At 45.8% G+C, this 16322-nt stretch carries 15 protein-coding genes and 1 tRNA gene; 10 read left to right on the top strand and 6 right to left on the bottom strand.

The genetic code is table 11. From position 1 onward, the window contains the following. Nucleotides 1-337: transposase family protein (locus AAA939_RS13350; RefSeq protein WP_338230934.1), on the bottom strand; the 337-nt coding region annotated here is incomplete at its 3' end. A 155-nt stretch (nucleotides 338-492) separates the two neighbouring features. Here AAA939_RS13350 and AAA939_RS13345 point away from each other — a divergent pair. From AAA939_RS13345 to AAA939_RS13325, 5 genes are all read left to right on the top strand, one after another. Further along, nucleotides 493-1347 (top strand): hypothetical protein, encoded by an 855-nt coding sequence (locus AAA939_RS13345; protein ID WP_338211014.1) that lies wholly within the window; start codon nucleotides 493-495, stop codon nucleotides 1345-1347. Between the two features lie 15 nt (nucleotides 1348-1362). Beyond that, on the top strand, nucleotides 1363-3387 hold the full coding sequence (locus tag AAA939_RS13340) for a CDP-glycerol glycerophosphotransferase family protein (protein WP_338211016.1): 2025 nt from the start codon (nucleotides 1363-1365) through the stop codon (nucleotides 3385-3387). A 487-nt stretch (nucleotides 3388-3874) separates the two neighbouring features. Continuing rightward, nucleotides 3875-4183 (top strand): hypothetical protein, encoded by a 309-nt coding sequence (locus AAA939_RS13335; protein WP_057706778.1) that lies wholly within the window; start codon nucleotides 3875-3877, stop codon nucleotides 4181-4183. Nucleotides 4184-4281: 98 nt separating this feature from the next. Continuing rightward, a complete protein-coding gene (locus tag AAA939_RS13330) occupies nucleotides 4282-4707 on the top strand; it encodes a hypothetical protein (protein ID WP_338211019.1) in 426 nt (141 codons plus the stop codon). Then, complete coding sequence (locus AAA939_RS13325) at nucleotides 4704-5456, top strand: nitroreductase family protein (protein WP_338211021.1); 753 nt, start codon at nucleotides 4704-4706, stop codon at nucleotides 5454-5456. The genes AAA939_RS13330 and AAA939_RS13325 overlap by 4 nt, the downstream gene beginning before the upstream one ends. 417 nt (nucleotides 5457-5873) lie before the next feature. On the opposite strand, the gene glpK is transcribed toward AAA939_RS13325, so the two are convergent. After that, nucleotides 5874-7385: a glycerol kinase GlpK gene (gene glpK, locus AAA939_RS13320; RefSeq protein ID WP_057706775.1), complete on the bottom strand. Its 1512-nt coding sequence runs from the start codon at nucleotides 7383-7385 to the stop codon at nucleotides 5874-5876. Between the two features lie 318 nt (nucleotides 7386-7703). On the opposite strand from glpK, the gene AAA939_RS13315 reads away from it, so the two are divergent. The 4 genes from AAA939_RS13315 to AAA939_RS13300 all read left to right on the top strand — a co-directional run bounded on the left by AAA939_RS13315 (nucleotide 7704) and on the right by AAA939_RS13300 (nucleotide 9664). Next, complete coding sequence (locus AAA939_RS13315) at nucleotides 7704-8489, top strand: hypothetical protein (protein ID WP_338211023.1); 786 nt, start codon at nucleotides 7704-7706, stop codon at nucleotides 8487-8489. Between the two features lie 99 nt (nucleotides 8490-8588). Further along, nucleotides 8589-8660, top strand: a tRNA-Asn gene (locus AAA939_RS13310). Nucleotides 8661-8879: 219 nt separating this feature from the next. Further along, nucleotides 8880-9302: a Spx/MgsR family RNA polymerase-binding regulatory protein gene (locus tag AAA939_RS13305; RefSeq protein ID WP_057706773.1), complete on the top strand. Its 423-nt coding sequence runs from the start codon at nucleotides 8880-8882 to the stop codon at nucleotides 9300-9302. A gap of 146 nt (nucleotides 9303-9448) precedes the next feature. After that, complete coding sequence (locus AAA939_RS13300) at nucleotides 9449-9664, top strand: hypothetical protein (RefSeq protein ID WP_338211026.1); 216 nt, start codon at nucleotides 9449-9451, stop codon at nucleotides 9662-9664. Nucleotides 9665-9981: 317 nt separating this feature from the next. Here the strand turns inward: AAA939_RS13300 and ppx are convergent, their stop codons facing one another. The 4 genes from ppx to AAA939_RS13280 form a co-directional block, all read right to left on the bottom strand. Next, on the bottom strand, nucleotides 9982-10941 hold the full coding sequence (gene ppx, locus AAA939_RS13295; protein WP_338211028.1) for an exopolyphosphatase: 960 nt from the start codon (nucleotides 10939-10941) through the stop codon (nucleotides 9982-9984). A 1-nt stretch (nucleotide 10942) separates the two neighbouring features. Then, nucleotides 10943-13093: an RNA degradosome polyphosphate kinase gene (locus AAA939_RS13290; protein WP_338211029.1), complete on the bottom strand. Its 2151-nt coding sequence runs from the start codon at nucleotides 13091-13093 to the stop codon at nucleotides 10943-10945. 2 nt (nucleotides 13094-13095) lie between these two features. Then, nucleotides 13096-14625, bottom strand: coding sequence for a Ppx/GppA phosphatase family protein (locus AAA939_RS13285; RefSeq protein ID WP_338211031.1), 1530 nt, complete (start codon nucleotides 14623-14625; stop codon nucleotides 13096-13098). A 199-nt stretch (nucleotides 14626-14824) separates the two neighbouring features. Further along, entirely contained in the window at nucleotides 14825-15634 is an 810-nt protein-coding gene (locus tag AAA939_RS13280; protein ID WP_338211033.1) for a LicD family protein, read from the bottom strand. 176 nt (nucleotides 15635-15810) lie between these two features. On the opposite strand from AAA939_RS13280, the gene AAA939_RS13275 reads away from it, so the two are divergent. Continuing rightward, on the top strand, nucleotides 15811-16290 hold the full coding sequence (locus tag AAA939_RS13275; protein ID WP_057706767.1) for a MarR family winged helix-turn-helix transcriptional regulator: 480 nt from the start codon (nucleotides 15811-15813) through the stop codon (nucleotides 16288-16290). Nucleotides 16291-16322 lie beyond the last annotated feature (32 nt).

Raw genomic sequence — 16322 nt, 5'->3', positions numbered from 1 at the left:
AGATAATCATTTGCTTCGTATCTTCTGATATCTGGCAATGTGGTTTAACTAATGATGTTTGTGCGCTAAAAGTATGCTTACAGGATTTACAACGATAACGTTGCTTACGCAATTTTAAAATAATTGGTCGTTCTTTGACTGGAGGCATTCTGACATTAATTAGATTAGTCCCAAAACGCACTACGTCGGGCTGGCCACAAAGTGGGCAGTTCTTTAAAGGATAGGTCAGTTTAGCGTGAACGACCTGTTTGCTTGGATTACTACTATCAATATCAGTACAAATAATATTTGGGTCTTTAATTTGAAGAGTATCTTCGATAAAATGATTTTGGGACATCTTTTCTCACTTGCCTTTACTTTTACTTTGGTCGGTACGGGTGGTGCATTTGGGGGGTGTCCTTTTATTTTACACAAAAACTGGGTGTTGATGGAAATCCATCAACACCCAATATTCTAGAGCCATATAAATTTGCTTTTATGGGGGATGTCGGAATGAAATCAGCGATTTTTTTAGTAACGGCGCTAACCGATGTTAAGCAGGACGGTTTTAGCGCCAAGCTACGGGCGTTACTTGAACAACAAGTTCCCGTACAAATTTTATTTGCGGACTTAAACTTTTTAGAACGGACTACCTTTGATCAATTATTAGCACCCTTGGTTGCAACTAACCCAGCGTTAGTGACGGTTACCGACTTGTTTGATATCTTTAGTCATGAGCAGGGAAGTCCGCTATCTGAACGGACGCGGATGCAGGTTGATCACACTAATTTGACGGTGCGCCGTCACACGTCCGCAACGGAAACCGTCGTGCGATATTTGCACGATGACCAGTTGTTAGAAGAGGCCCACTTTACGGCGGATCAGCAACTGAGTTATCAAAACTTTTATCAGGATAATTTACTGACACAGGTTGTTTTTTGGGGAAAGCAACGGTGTCCGGTATCTATTAGCAATTTTCAGGCGGAAGTTTTGAAAGAAACTTTATTATTGAACGCTCAAGGTGAGTTAGTTTACCGATTTATGCGCGAAGAACAGCCCGTTCAAAAGATATTCAACGGCAAGGACGCGGCCAATTTACAAGTTGCAGACCTTGATGCACCTCAGTCAGAAGCTTTACCTAGCAAGAAATCCCGTGAGTCGGCGGGGGCGTTAACCGTGCGTAATGAACAGACAACGATTTTTAAAGTCATGGATTACGTCGATGCAACTGACTTTAATGGCATTCATGATTTTTATCGCTATGCCCTGCAACGGTTGGGCGCTGCGGATTCTAGACTTTACGTGGCTGTCAGTCAAAACGTTGAAATGTCTGCGGTGTTGCCTGATCAGTTGATTTTTAATTATTAGAAAGGGGTAATCTTAATGCGAGCAATTTTGTCAGAGGTCCATTCACATGGCAATCAACAGGCGTTGACGCTTGAATTAATCGATGTCCCTTTCGTGGTGAACGACCTTGCCATGATTTTTATGGAAAATAATGCTAAAGCGTCACGGTGTGTGCCGATTAAACGGCGAGAACATCATCACGTGGTTGACTTGACGATTGAAGTGCCGGCGTTTATTTTTGAGCAGGATGACCAGCGTGAGTTTTCGTGGGCAATGTACTTAACGTTTAACGTTGATACCAAGCACTACCTCTTGGAAGTTGAAAGTGAATACGTTTCTGATCGCCAGCAACTAACATTGGATAGTTATTTTCAATTTAATGCGGACGGCCAAAATCACGCGTTGCTTGAGATTCATACGGGGCAAAATCCAGACGAGTTCGTGGTCAACAGTATCAACCTGACGAAGGACGGACTGACAATCACGGGGCATAATGCAATCAATGACCAACCGCTTGGAAATCAATGCTTACTTTTGGAAAATACAACGACTGAAACGGTGACTAAGTATGCGACGACGACCGAATTGTTACGGGGACTATTTTCAGTAACGATGCCCATCGCTGATCTGACGGAGGCGGGACCCTACAATCTCTACGTTGAATATGATTATCATTCTCAGCACGTCCGTCAGCGTTTGGTTTTAGACCGTCAGCTAACGGGCCAAAGCGGGGCACAAGTCTTGCCGAGTGGCCGAATTGGGCGACTTGAACGAGCGACGGACGGGCGGATTCAGATTCAAACTGACGCCCCAGTATCCTTGAAGCATAAGGTCGTTGCACTAGGAAGTAAGGCTGAGCGTGTCAAGTTGGGGTTACACCAACTCCATGAGAAACTAAGCAATCGCTACATGCGGTGGCTGTTCAAGCAGGGACACCGACCGTTTGCCACGACGACGATTATTTTTGAAAGCTTCGGTGGGCGGCAGATCAGTGATAGTCCACTGGCGATTTACCAGATGTTCAAGCAATTATATCCAGGATTTCACTTTGTCTGGTCCGTTGAGCGGGAGTTGGTTCCTTATTGTAAGGCCAACCACATTGCGTACGTTGTTCGCCGGACGGCACGGTGGGCCCGAACGTTGGAAAAAGCCCAGTATTGGATTAGTAACGCGCGCTTTCCGGCCTGGGTCAAAAAGCCTAAGTACGTCACTTACGTTCAGACGTGGCACGGCACGCCACTGAAAAAACTGGGTCTGGATATTGAAAACGTTGTGATGCCGGGGACGACTACTGAGGCTTACCACCGAAACTTTGTTCAAGAAGCCAACCGGTGGGACGCCTTAGTTAGTCCTAACGATTATTCGACACAAATTTTCCGGTCCGCCTTTGGATTTAATAATCAAATCCTGAAGGTGGGGTACCCGCGCAACGATGAATTGATCAACGCGACCCCGGCGGATATTACGGCGATTAAACAGAAATTAAAGATTCCACTGGATAAAAAAGTCGTCATGTACGCACCGACTTATCGCGATAATCAGTTCGTGGAAAAGGGAAAGTATACCTTTGAACTGCCATTTAGCTTGGCTGATTTTAAACAGCGCTTTGGGGAAGATACCGTTTTGATTTTGCGGATGCACTACTTAATTTCAAACGCTCTCGACGTTTCAGAATACAGCGACTTCGTCTATGATCTGTCGAGTTATCCTAATATCTCAGACTTATACTTAGTCTCAGATTTACTGATTACGGACTATTCCAGTGTGTTTTTTGATTACGCCTACTTGAAACGGCCGATTTTATTTTACCCGTATGATTATCAGCTATATCAGGGCGAGTTACGCGGATTTTACTTGGATTATGAGCGCGACTTGCCAGGAACAATCGCACATAACGAAGCCGAGCTATTGGTAGATATCCGGAATGGTTTGCGGCAACCGGATATGAGTCAAAATGCGAAGTTTCGGGCGTTTTACGAACGCTTTTGTGCAATTGATGACGGGCAGGCAGCCATTAAGGTGGTCCGATACGTCATGCATCAGATTGAGGCCAACCAATAAATAAATTAGTGAATTAAAATAATTGATAGTTAGAAAATGAAATTGTTGTTAATTCGCTAACGGACCCGTCCGTTGAGAAACACCCAAGTTCTAATCGTGACCGTTTTAATAAAGTGAACGTACGAACTAGGCTGGGTAAATAACTGGCGCCAATCCACTTATTTGGCGATTGATTAGATGTTTTAAACTTGTGAATGATAAAACGATATTAAATTCAGATAATTTATCTATTTATTTTGACTGACTGTTGACAACGCTTACATTTTCGCTTATCCTTAGTTTGTAAGGTATTTAGTTACCTTCTAATCAATTCTCTTTCTCTCTTATGCCGACCACTATCTTTGGATAGTGGTTTTTTTATTGGAAAAATTGTCACAAAGTAGGAACAGGTTCAAACAGGGCTAATCCCATCTTCCGTCGTCGCAGGGCTAGGTTTTGACAGCTTCCGGGTGCCCCGTTATACTAAAATTTGAAGTGAGGGATTAGTTTGAAAAATCATGAAGTGTTAGATCTTATCCAAGAAATCACCCGTAATGACGGGACTTCTTACATGGAAATTGGCAATATGCTGATGAACGGGCGGGCCGAGCTGGCTGCTGAACGTGGCTTTATCAAGGAAGTCCGGATTTTACAATTAAATATTCCCCATTCAACCCACGTTGCGAAGTACGAAGCGTACGTGAATGAGACGTTCACGATTCCAGACGAATCAATGGATCACTGGGATGAATGGACGAAAACCCCTGAAATGCAGGAAGAAGTTAATTTGATCTTAAAGGAAAACCACATTGGGTAATCCAAGCCGGATTTGTTAAACATCAGTCGTCACTGGTGTTTTTTATTTGCCGGTCAAATGTGGTCAAACTTGGTCTATCGAGAGAAAGGGACCTGTGATTGAAGAACCAACTATTACAATTTATTCAGAACCACTTTCAAACGCGCTTTCGGTTCCGAAATGCGTTTGAATCACAATTAACGATCAGTATTTTGACCCGGCTGATTTTAGAACATTCGGAAAGCTTACTACTGACCCGGCAAGATGTTGAACGACTAACGGGATGTTCACTAGACGATCCGGCGCTACAACGCGAGTATTTTCCCCAACGTGCGATTACTTTATTGGAAACAGCGTTGGACGAGTTGACGAGCTTAAGTATCGTGGTGACGCATCCTGAAGGGCGGGTACGCTACCCGCTCTTTCGCAGCGTTCAGATTGATCAGGTTTGCGAACGCATCGTGTTCAATCTCAACTTGGACGTGTTACCCCAACTGACTGATTGGGCGCATGAATTAAAGCGTAAACAGGAGGATTTAAATTGAATTTAAGTGTCACAGAAACGTTGAATGCCCACCGGACCCAGCGCACGTTTACGACGCAACCGGTAACCGATGAAAGCTTTCATCAGATTATTGCAACGGCGCAACAAATGCCAACGAGCCAATACTTGCAGGCCTATAGCTTGATTGAAATTACCAAGCCAGAAGTGCGGGCGAAGTTAGCTGAAATCACTACGATGTCAACCGTCCGTGACAATGGCCGGTTGCTGGTGGTTGTGGCTGATCAGCATCGTAATGCTAGTTTAGCCCCGGGAACGGCTGCCAAACGGGCGTTGACCGAATTTGACCGTTTTGCGGGGAGCATCGAGGACGCCACTTTGATGACGGCAGCGATGGTGATGGTTGCAGAAAGCCAAGGACTAGGAAGTGTCGTACTTGGTTCCATCAACAACGATACGCAAGCGGTGATTGACTTATTGCACTTACCATCATTAACTTTGCCGGTATTTGGGTTGCAACTGGGTTATCCAGAGGCGCGGCCAGAGAAAAAGCCACGACTAGCTTTACCGGCCATTCTCTTTAAGGACCAGTATCAGGAACCAACAAGTTATCAGCAGACGTTGACTGAATTTGATCAGCAGTTGCATGCCTATTATCACGCGCGGACGAGTCACGCACGGGATGAAAGCTTAGCCCACATGACCAACGAAGCGTTAGGCTCAGCGGCTAAACGGCACCTGTTTTTACAAATTGTCCGTCGGCAGGGATTCTTACCTGAATTGGACGATTAAGCTGAAAGGCTGTCCACGCTTTGGCATTTTTACATTATCCGCTTTGCCGGACAGAACCGGTGTGCTATGAGGTGCGGTCCCAGCCACAGTGCGGTCTGTGACCGCGCTTCAAAGCCGATAGCCCACGTCTTTGAAGCGCCCAGCAAGAATGGTTGGCTAAAGAACGCCGACCATTCTTGCCAACACAGCACACCGATTCTGTCCGGCGTCGCTGAGTATGATTATCTCAAAATAACTTTTTGAATTAAGCAGGAATGACCCCACTAAATTAATAGAGACTAGTTTCCTTAGTCTGATTATTGAAAAATAGGACTTAATTTCAATTTGTAACCTTTAGTCAAAAAATAACGAACGAGCAACTGCGCCGATTGGTAGCAGTACTCGTTCGTTATTTTTTATAATTAGACTTAATGACGACTATTTTTCATAAGGATCGTGCTTAAACAATTGTGCCGCTTTAACGGCTGTTTGCCAGCCCGTGTAGAGGTTGTCGCGTTCTGCGGCACTCATTTTAGGCTTGAAGACGTCACCGGTTTGGTGGATCGACTTGATCTCATCGAGGTCTTTCCAATAACCCACGGCCAAGCCGGCAAGGAAGGCGGCGCCAAGCGCGGTCGTCTCCAGATCCGCCGCCCGGTGAATCTGCACGTCTGAAATATCAGCCTGGAATTGCATCAGCCAATCGTTGCGGGTCGCACCGCCGTCGACCATTAAAATCGGCATGGCAATGTCGGCATCTTGCTTCATCGTGTCGATAACGTCGCGTGATTGGTAGGCTAACGACTGCAGGGTGGCTTTAACGAAGTCCGCCCTAGTGGAACCGCGGGTCAGTCCAAAGACGGCTCCGCGGGCGTCAGAATCCCAATACGGCGCACCGAGTCCGGTAAAGGCTGGTACAACGTAAATTTCATTATGATTATGTGATTGCTTGGCAAGCGTCTCCGATTCCGGCGCAGATTTGACTAGTTGCATCCCGTCGCGCAGCCACTGAATTGCAGAACCCGCAACGAAAATCGAGCCTTCTAGCGCATAACTCACGTGACCGTCAATGCCGTAAGCAATCGTGGTCAGCAGGTTATGGTCGGAAAGTTGTGGTTGTTCGCCAAGGTTCATCACGGTAAAAGCACCGGTACCGTAAGTATTTTTGACCATGCCGGGTTCAAAGGCCATTTGCCCAAACAGCGCGGCCTGTTGATCACCGGCCATCCCGCTGATTGGAACTTGGCAGTTATAGAATAGGTAATCCTTAGTGGTTCCGTAAATTTCCGAATTAGACCGCACCGTTGGTAGCATGACCTTGGGAATGTTTAAGAGGTCCAAAATCGTTTGGTCCCATTGTAAGTCGTGAATGTTAAAAAGCATCGTTCGGCTAGCGTTAGTGTAGTCGGTGACGTGGGTCGTTCCCCCGGTTAGCTTCCAAACGAGCCAAGTGTCGATCGTTCCGAATAAGAGCTCGCCACGCTCGGCCCGTGCTTGGGCACCGTCGACGTGGTCCAAGATCCAGCGAATCTTCGTGGCGGAGAAGTAGGCGTCGGTCACGAGTCCGGTTCGCTGGTGGATCATCTCGCCGGCACCGTTTTCAACTAGCTGGTCGGCAAGGGGCGCGGTCTGGCGTGATTGCCAAACGATCGCGTTATAAATGGGTTGTCCGGTTTCTTTATCCCAGACGACCGTGGTTTCCCGTTGGTTAGTGATCCCAATGGCCTTGATTTGACCAGGCAGGACGCCCGATTCAATTAAGACGTCGGCAATTGTACTGGAGACCGCGTTCCAAATTTCATTTGCATTATGTTCGACCCAGCCGGGCTGGGGAAAGTATTGGGGAAACTCGCGTTGTGAGTCCGCGAGTTTTTGGCCCGCGTGGTTAAAGATGATGGCCCGGGTACTCGTGGTGCCTTCATCAATGGCCATGATATATTCGGCAGGCATATTCAATTCCTCCAAAAATTATTTTTTTAACGAAAGTATTATGAATTGATACTAGCACGCCTACCGGATTTTGTGAATAAATATAAGGAATTTAATAAATGATCGATAAGGATGAGTTGGCGGATGATTTATTAATTTTAAACTATACCAATTTATTGAAATTGTGATGGCGATTTGAAGGAGGTTTTGTGACGAAAAGCCAATCATAATGGTTCGTAACCTAATCAAACGTAAATGTGAGAATGCTTTTATAAATAGACCAATCCGAATATAATTAGGATTCAATTTAGCGATTCTAATTTATAGGAGGTTCCTGACATGCAAAAAACACGGTTCTTTTTAAAGGGTTCTGTCGCTGAAAATACTTGGCTCAACCGGCAAGCACAGCGTGGGTATCAATTAACAGCAATCAAAGGGATGACGTACCATTTTGAGGCCGTTGCGCATGCAGAAAACGTCTTAGCGGAATACTTACCCGTGAAGGTGTTAACGGCGATGAACGACGTGTTTCCCCCGCTGACGAGTTTTACGTTTCGTAACGGAAAAGTGGCGGTGGCCTATTCGCCAGTCCGACCGGTTCAGCGAATCGTCAGCAATGATAATCATTGTCGCTTGGCCGTTTACCGGCATGCGCGGGAAGTTGCCTTAAATTGGATGAATGGCTTGGTCATTGGTATTTGGCTCTTAATGAGCCTCGAGATAGTAGCCACGAGGCGTTTGACGGTGACACCGTTGTTAACAAAGCTGTTATTAGGATCGTTTGGCGTTGGGGCGGGATTGATCGTCGCCGCGATCGTTATTTGTGGGACGGCGGCGGCTCGGTTTCACGGTCAAGTGCGGCGGTTGATTCGACTGACCGGTGAAGACAAAGAAGCGTGGAAGCCAACGATGCACATTGTGTTCAAGCACCAAAAGCAGGTCCCGGATACGGATGTATGGGCCGATTTAGGGGCGTGGCAACTGACGATGCAAAATCAGAAGGGGGAATACTACTATAATTTGCAGACTTATCTTAGCGAAGGAGAAATTAGAAACGCGATTGCTAAAATTATAAAACAAAAAGATTTTTCTGTGATGTCATGGCTTGGACTCTATCCGCTATAGGGATAGTCAGTTTATTAATTATGTGGAAATAATTTGAAAAAATTACAAAAAAGGTTGTAATTATGTCCAAAAACGTGTATAAATACAGTCATAGGTTATTGCCCGGTAGTTCAGCGGTAGAATAATTGACTGTTAATCAAGAGGTCGCTGGTTCGATCCCAGCCCGGGCAGTTAGTATCGTATAGTGGTAAAGCGGTATCTCATAGAGATACCGCTTTTGTCCGTTGCGATTCTAAGGGCATTGTTAGGATAAAAATGGTCAAATAATCGTCACAAATAAATCAAGAAAAAAGTTCTGACAAACCTTGACTATTCTTGACTAATCTCGTATACTTACTATATAAAAGTAAGTGATAAAGTAACTTACTGTAAACTTAGGAGGAATTCATCGTGACAGTAAACTTATATTATTCAACATCTAGCAAGTCTAGCCGTAGTGCGCGTGCATGGTTGGTTGCAAACAACATTACTTTCAATGAACGCGATATTATTGCTAACCCTCTGGATCGCGATGAATTGAAACAAATCCTCCGGCTCACTGAAAATGGCTTCGAGGACATCGTTTCAACGCGTTCTAAGGCTTTCAAAGCACTGCACATTGACTTGTCTGACCTTGGCTTTAACCAATTGTTAGATTTATTAGTCGAAAAACCACAACTACTAAAACGGCCAATCATTTATGATGGGCGTCGTTTACAAATCGGCTACAACGAAGAAGATATTCGGGCATTCTTGCCACGTTCAGTGCGTAAGTCAGAATTACGCGAAATTCAACAAAAATTATACGATGACGACCAACAGGCAGTTGGGTAATCACCGTTAACGCGGGTGTTGCTGTTATTTATAACAGTGGCGCCTTTTTTTGTTGGACTGAGTTTTAGGCAAAATGGTTGGTTAAACGAGAAACATTGCGTACAATGTAAGAAAAATATGAATTGAGTGTAAAAGGAGTTTTTAAAATGAGTGAACAAGATCAAGTTGCGTGGGCGATTCAAGCATTAAAGGATTTGCGGACGGACGGTAACCAATACACTATTGACGGGGTTATTAAAGTTCTTAGTGACCAACAGGCTGAAATTGAAAGTTTGCATGGCTCGATGGAAGGACAACTATGGAGTCCAACTAGTTGGCATCAGGATCAGGCCGCACAACGCCAAGCTAAAAAAGAGGACTAGTAGCAACGTTATTGTAACGGTACTCAAAATAATGTGAATTAACATAGTCCGGTTGACGCTGATAGCATGCGGTCGTGGGACCGGGGCAAGCCTGAGGAACGTCTTACCCCGATTCCGGAACGATTGCAAAAACCGCAATTGTCCCGGACCGTCCGTGGTCTATGGTCGGCAAAAAGTCACCGCCCTAAGACCACCTTCACGACCGATACCTATCAGCGTCAACCTCCGAGTACCCGACGGAGCGATTAATTAAAGCAATCAAAAAAAACTCCCTACAAGACAATTTGCCTTGTAGGAAGATTTTTTTAGTCGCGGAATTAATCCGCTGGTGCAGTTTGTTTCTTGTGAGCGGCTAACTGGGTCAGGTGTTCGAACAGGATGCCTTCGCGCAACCCGTTCTGTGAGAAAATCATCCGATCGGAGTCTAAAAAACGCATAAGGGTGATGGCGGGAATCATGCCGCCGACAATAATATCGGCACGATCCTTAGCCAAGCCAGGGACTTCAGCTCGTTGATCAGCATCCTTGCCTAAGACTTCATCGAAAGTTTCGTAGATAGCGGTGTCTCTTAGCCGGTAACCGTGGATGTCTTCAAAGTTTAAAAAGTCATTTTTACGCCGGTTGATTTTTGCCAAGGTTCGGTTACTCCCACCAAGACAAACTAGGGGAAGGTTCAACCCGTTGCGTAACCACCAGACGCTGTTAAACAATTTATCCACAAAGGTCATTGTTTTAAAGAGCTCGTTAGCTGCGACCTTATCGCGCAAGTCAAACTTTTCGGATAAGCTAACGGCGCCAATGGGTAAACTGACTAATTCCTTAGCTTGCCCGTTGATGATCAAGACGAGTTCACAGCTCCCACCACCGGTATCAACCATCACACAGTTGGTTGTTGGCAGGGTGTTAACGACGCCAAGGTAATCATAATAGGCTTCGGTTGTCCCGGGAATAACGTCGATGTCTAATCCGAGCTCGTTTTTGACTTGTTTCAAAAACTTCTTTTGGTTGCTAGCTTTCCGCGTGGCTGCGGTCGCAACCGCGGTTAACGTTAAGTTGGGCAACTCGTCGTACACGGATTTGAACGATCTTAGTGCCGTCAGGGTGCGTTCTATGGCGGCAGGCTGTAGAGTCGGCACCTCCCCGATATTTTCATTTTCGGATAAACGAACCATTTCCTTTAACCGGTGGGTCACGGTGTAACTACCATCCGGTTGGATCTGGGTAATCGTCATCCGACATGAGTTCGAGCCGAGATCAATGACGGCAAAATTTTCCATACTAATCTTCCTCTCCGTTTAAGGGATTGGGTTCATTTTTAGGACTCATCATTGGAATAAATTGGTGACTGTTACTGGTACGTTGCGCTTCACTGTGGTCAGCTTGTGCTTCTTGTTCAGCTTCGTGAATGAAGTGGTCCTGAGAATCCAACATTTCTAAGCCCCGGCCGTCAACCTTTGTATAGGTGTTATCGGCTTGTAGTACCCGGGTCTTAACGTTGTCTTGCCACATCGTTTCAAAAATGTCCATTGCACGGCGGCTGATTTCTGGCTGAAGCAGTGGGAAGAGCAATTCAACCCGCCGGTTAAGGTTCCGCGTCATCATATCCGCACTTGATAGGTAGATCTGTGGTTCGCCATCGTTACTGAAATAGTAGATTCGGCTATGTTCAAGCAGGCGGCCAATGATTGAATGAACTTCAATGTTATCAGAAACACCTTTAATCCCCGTCTTTAAGCAGCAGATACCCCGAATAATCAGTTGAATCTTCACACCCGCGTGGGATGCTTCGTAGAGTTTGCTGATAATTTGTGGGTCGGACAATGAGTTCATCTTCATCCGAACTAGGGACGGTTTGCCAGCTTTTGCGATTGCAATTTCGTCATCGAGCTTTTCGTTGATAAAGTCGCGAATGCCGTCTGGTGAGATGTGTAGTTTATGGAAATAAGGTGGTTCCGAATAACCCGAGAGCATGTTGAAAATGTTGGAGGCGTCAATCCCCATGTCGGTATCGGCCGTGAACAGGCCCATGTCGGTGTAGAAGTGGGCGGTTACGTCGTTATAGTTCCCAGTCCCCATGTGCATGTAGCGTTTGATGCCTTCATTTTCACGCCGAACGACTAAGGCTAACTTACAGTGCGTCTTTAGTCCGATTAAACCGTAGATGACGTGGCAGCCCATTTCTTCGAGCTTCTTGGCCCAGTGGACGTTATTTTCTTCGTCAAAACGGGCCTTCACTTCAACTAAAACGGTCACTTGTTTGCCATTTTGCGCGGCTTGCCCGAGGTATTTGATAATCGGCGAATCTGCGGAAACCCGGTAAAGCGTCATCTTGATGGCCAAAACGTCGTGGTCTTCAGCGGCTTCGTGAATGAAATCGACCACCGGTTTGAAATCATCGTAGGGATACTGCATTAAAACGTCGTGCTGCTTGATGATGTCAAAAATCGGGTGTTCCTGATAAACAGCCGGGTAGTTGGCGTGATACTTTGGATAATTTAAATCATCGTGACCACTGACGGCCTTAACGAGTTTCGATAGGAAAGTTAAGTTCAACGGTCCGTTGATAATGTACAGGGCACTTTCTTCAATACCGAGGGCTTTAGATAAACGGGCCCGTTGGTGTTTACTCATGCTCTTTTCAACTTCAAGGCGCATAACTTTGCCCCGTTCACGCATCTTCAGTTGTTTTTGAACTTCCTTTAAGAGGTCAGACGTATCTTCTTCGGCAACGTCAAGATCCAGGTCACGCATCACGCGGTAGGCGCTGGTTTCTTTGACGGTGTAGTTGATGAAGAGGGACCCGACGAAGGCCTTAATGATGTCTTCAATTAAGATGAACTGGTTAGGCTTGCCCGGTAACGTAACGACCCGTGGGAAAACGTCGGGAACTTGAACCGTTGCAAATTTACGGTCCTTTTTATCGCCGTTTTTATAGATGCGTAACGCAATGTTTAACGTGTTATTCCCGATAAATGGAAATGGTCGGGATGAGTCGTCGGCCATGGGCGTTAACGCTGGGTAAAGTTCATCGTCAAAGTAGTTTTTGACAAACGTGTGTTGCGCTTCGGATAGGTCGGCCATCTGTAAAAGATGAATGTCGTGTTGTTCCAGCAGCGGTAACAGTGAACGGTTCAGCGTGTTGTATTGGCGCTTGACCATTTCGTGGGCCGTATCACTAATGGCCTTTACCTGTTGCTCCGGTGACAAGCCGGCGGGATCGGGCTTGCTGTAGTTAACAGACATTAATTTACGGAGTGAGGCGACCCGGACGGTAAAGAACTCGTCAAGGTTGCTTTGGGTGATGCCCAAGAAGCGCACGCGTTCTAGTAACGGGTTGTCCTTGTCACGGGCTTCGTCCAATACTCGGTAGTTAAAATCGAGCCAGCTTAATTCACGGTTCGTATAATATTCTTCCTTGTGATAATTCATTTTTAACGTACCCCCCGAAGTTTAATAACTGGTGTTAGGCCGAAGACCTCCTTGAAGAATTCGGCTTTTTGCGCGAATACCCAATTCTCTAAAAACAGGTCGTCATGGGAGAAACAGGTAATAATGACGCGCGGATTTTTAATGGAAACTGAAATTTTACTAATTTTTTGTTTACGACCGTCGTCCAACGCATCGGCAATTCGCAAGATAGCGGATAGCTTGGATACGAGCACGCGTTGTTTAAGCGTCATGTGCTCGAAGTGCTTTAAGTCTTTCGACGGGGTCTGGGCGCTGTGATAGCGGGAGATCATCGCAATCATTTTCTTTTCGTCATCGGTCAGGCCAGTGAGCTCGGTCGCACGCAAAATGTAATCCGAATGCATGTAATGTTGATGCGGATCAATATAGCTCCCGACGTCGTGGACGATGGAGGCGACTTGTAGTAGTAGCCGGTCCCGCTTATCTAAGTGGTGGAGGGGCTTTAGCTGATCAAATAAGTGAAGGGAAAACCTCGTGACGAGGTCGCGGTGCTTCGGTTCAACGTTATAACGGTCAGCGATGTTTTTCGCTGCGGTGATGATTTGGTCGTTGAAGTTATATTTTTTATAACCTAATTTAACCGCTTCTTGAATAATGAGGCCGTCTAAAACGGTCACGTTTCCTAACCAAATCTTCTGGGCGTTGGTGAGTTGAAGCAATTCGTTGATCAGTAAGAGTTCGGGCACGATTAAGCGAACGTCTTCTTCGTCCACTTCGTATTTGTCCATTAAATACTGATCAGAAGCGTCGATAACGTCATCGTAGAGGGCTTGGAAATCAGCCTTACTGAGTTCTTCGACACCGGCCTTGGATTGTTGTTGACGGAAGAGGGTAGCAAACGGGGCGACTCCCAACATCACCACGTTACTAGGTTCTTCCCGGCGACCGGGCAAGAAGCGTCCAAAGTCAGCAATTTGACTTGAAATGTAGTCATCCAGGACTTCAACGTAGTTCGGAACGCTGGATTGTAAGTCTTCTAGCACTTCGGAAATCCGGACGGGCCCTAGGCGGAGACTACGCGAAAAGGCGAAGTTACCCTGGTCGTAATGAGAAATACCGACACTTCCGGAGTTAATCCCCAGTAAGTAAGTTGGTTCTTCAATCATCTGTTTAAAGCGTGGAAAGTGAACCGCAACGGCGGCTGAGCGTAAGTAGGTCTCCTGACTACTGGAGAGCCAGGCAATTTTGAGGCCAGTCCGGACCAGTAATTGGTCTTGAACGTAGTCGGCATTGTTGGCGGTGGATAATGACCACGATCCCCATAATCGATAGTCTTCCACGCCATAATCATTCATGATTTGGACAAAACCGGTCAGTGCGGACGCTGCCTCTTCGACTGAATCGTAGTTGATCGTGTGTTGATCGTAGATGTCTTCACCTAAAGCCACGTCGGAACGCACCCGTTCGACTTGTTTTAAGGTGCGTAAATTAACGATTGAAAGCTCAATGTTTTGAACATTGATCATCATGATACCAAATAATTTTGCTGCCATTTAGATCCCCCATTTAAATGTTTTGATACCTTGTAAACGCGATGTCTAGCGAAATAATTCTTTTAATCTTAACATACGTTTAACAAGGGTGGAACGACGACTGAGCAGTTCATAATAATGTAAAGTAGCCAAAAGGGCTGGATACCAAAAAAGGCGTAGTTCGGCGGTCACGAGAACGCCTGAACCACGCTAGTTAAAACTATAAGATTTCGTGATTGTTAATAATCAGTTTGTTCAGATGTTTTTCAACTCGTTGATCAGCCGGTGGTAGTTGGAGATAGTCACCGTACATCCGGGTCAGAATCTGATCATAGGCCCGGGGAATTTTAACCTGTAAGTCCTCAAACGGCGCTGATTCTAGTTCCGTAAGTTCTTGATAGGATAAGATTTCTTTATCGTAATCGTACTGCGAAGCGAGGTTTTTATACGTTCGCGAATCTGATTGTTCGTATAAGCGCATGTAACCTTCACGGTCCTGTTTGTGGCCGTTAACTTCGGCCAATTGCTGCGGCGTCCGCTTGGTTAACAAATTACGGAGTGGCGTTTTGACGAAGTTATAATTCAACCGCAGTAGAATCGCGGCGTCCTCCAAACGAAAATGCATCATTTGGGAACGACGGAGGGCCTCGTCATCGGGAATCTTGTCGAAGGGAAAGATATCGACGAAGACGCCTTTAAACGCGTTATTGACGTTATTTTTTTCTTCAATGTAAGTGTTAACGTCAAGTAGCTTCATATAACTGAGACCGTAATCAGGATCACTAGCCCCCGTTTGTAAGAAGTATTGCTCCGGATCAAGGTAGCGGTTCGCAACCGCGATAAAGCGCTGGTATTCACTGCGACGCATACCGATGTCAATATCGTCGTCCCACGGAATGAAGCCGTGATGACGGATTGCGCCCAGCAGTGAGCCACCAATTAAAAAGTAGTCGATTTTTTCGGTGTCACAAATTTTAATGACAGTTTGCATCAAGCGTAATTCGACTTGGTGCAAGGGTGTGAGAACCATTCCATCATCTCCTTTAGTAAGCGTTTCATCTACTATTATCATACTCCTTTGTCCGCTTGAAATGTTAGGCAGGATGCCTTACATGTGCAAAAAACGATAAAAGCTGGGCTGATATCAGTAAATTAGTTAAAGACGTGTTATATTTAGATAAAAGTCAGTGGGGTGACTGTAATATCATGAAAAATGTCGATTTGAGTAAATTATTAAATAGTTATTTTGAAGCGTATCAGGATGCCACTAAAAATATGGCGGACTTGGTGGCGTGGCCGTTGAGTCAAAATAAGCTGTCGTTCGAGCAGTTTTTAATTTTGCGGCGGATTACCGATAGTGACCAAGTGACATTAAACGATATTGCTGTTCAGCGGCAAGTGACGCGCAGTGCGATTTCGCGGCAAGTCAAAGCCCTGTTGACGCAGCACTACGTTTTTCAGGTGCCAGATCCGCAAGACCGCCGGCGACTCTATTTACATTTGACCGAACGCGGGCAACAGGTTGAAAATATTGTCAATCAAGCCATTACGAAGCACTTTGATACGTGGGTCAATCAGTTAGGTGCCGAGCAAATTGATCAGGTTTTAAAGATGATGGAAGGTTTTTGTCAGCAGGTTGCACAACTGGGCAAGAATCAAGATCAGCAACGACCGATCGCACACTAAAAAATCCGGAAGACATGGGGAGCAGTCCTCAC

This window comes from Lactiplantibacillus paraxiangfangensis (genome assembly GCF_036246185.1).
In the GTDB taxonomy this organism is placed as follows: domain Bacteria; phylum Bacillota; class Bacilli; order Lactobacillales; family Lactobacillaceae; genus Lactiplantibacillus; species Lactiplantibacillus paraxiangfangensis.
Note: the sequence above shows the minus strand (reverse complement) of the source record. Positions and strands in the feature narration are given on the sequence as shown.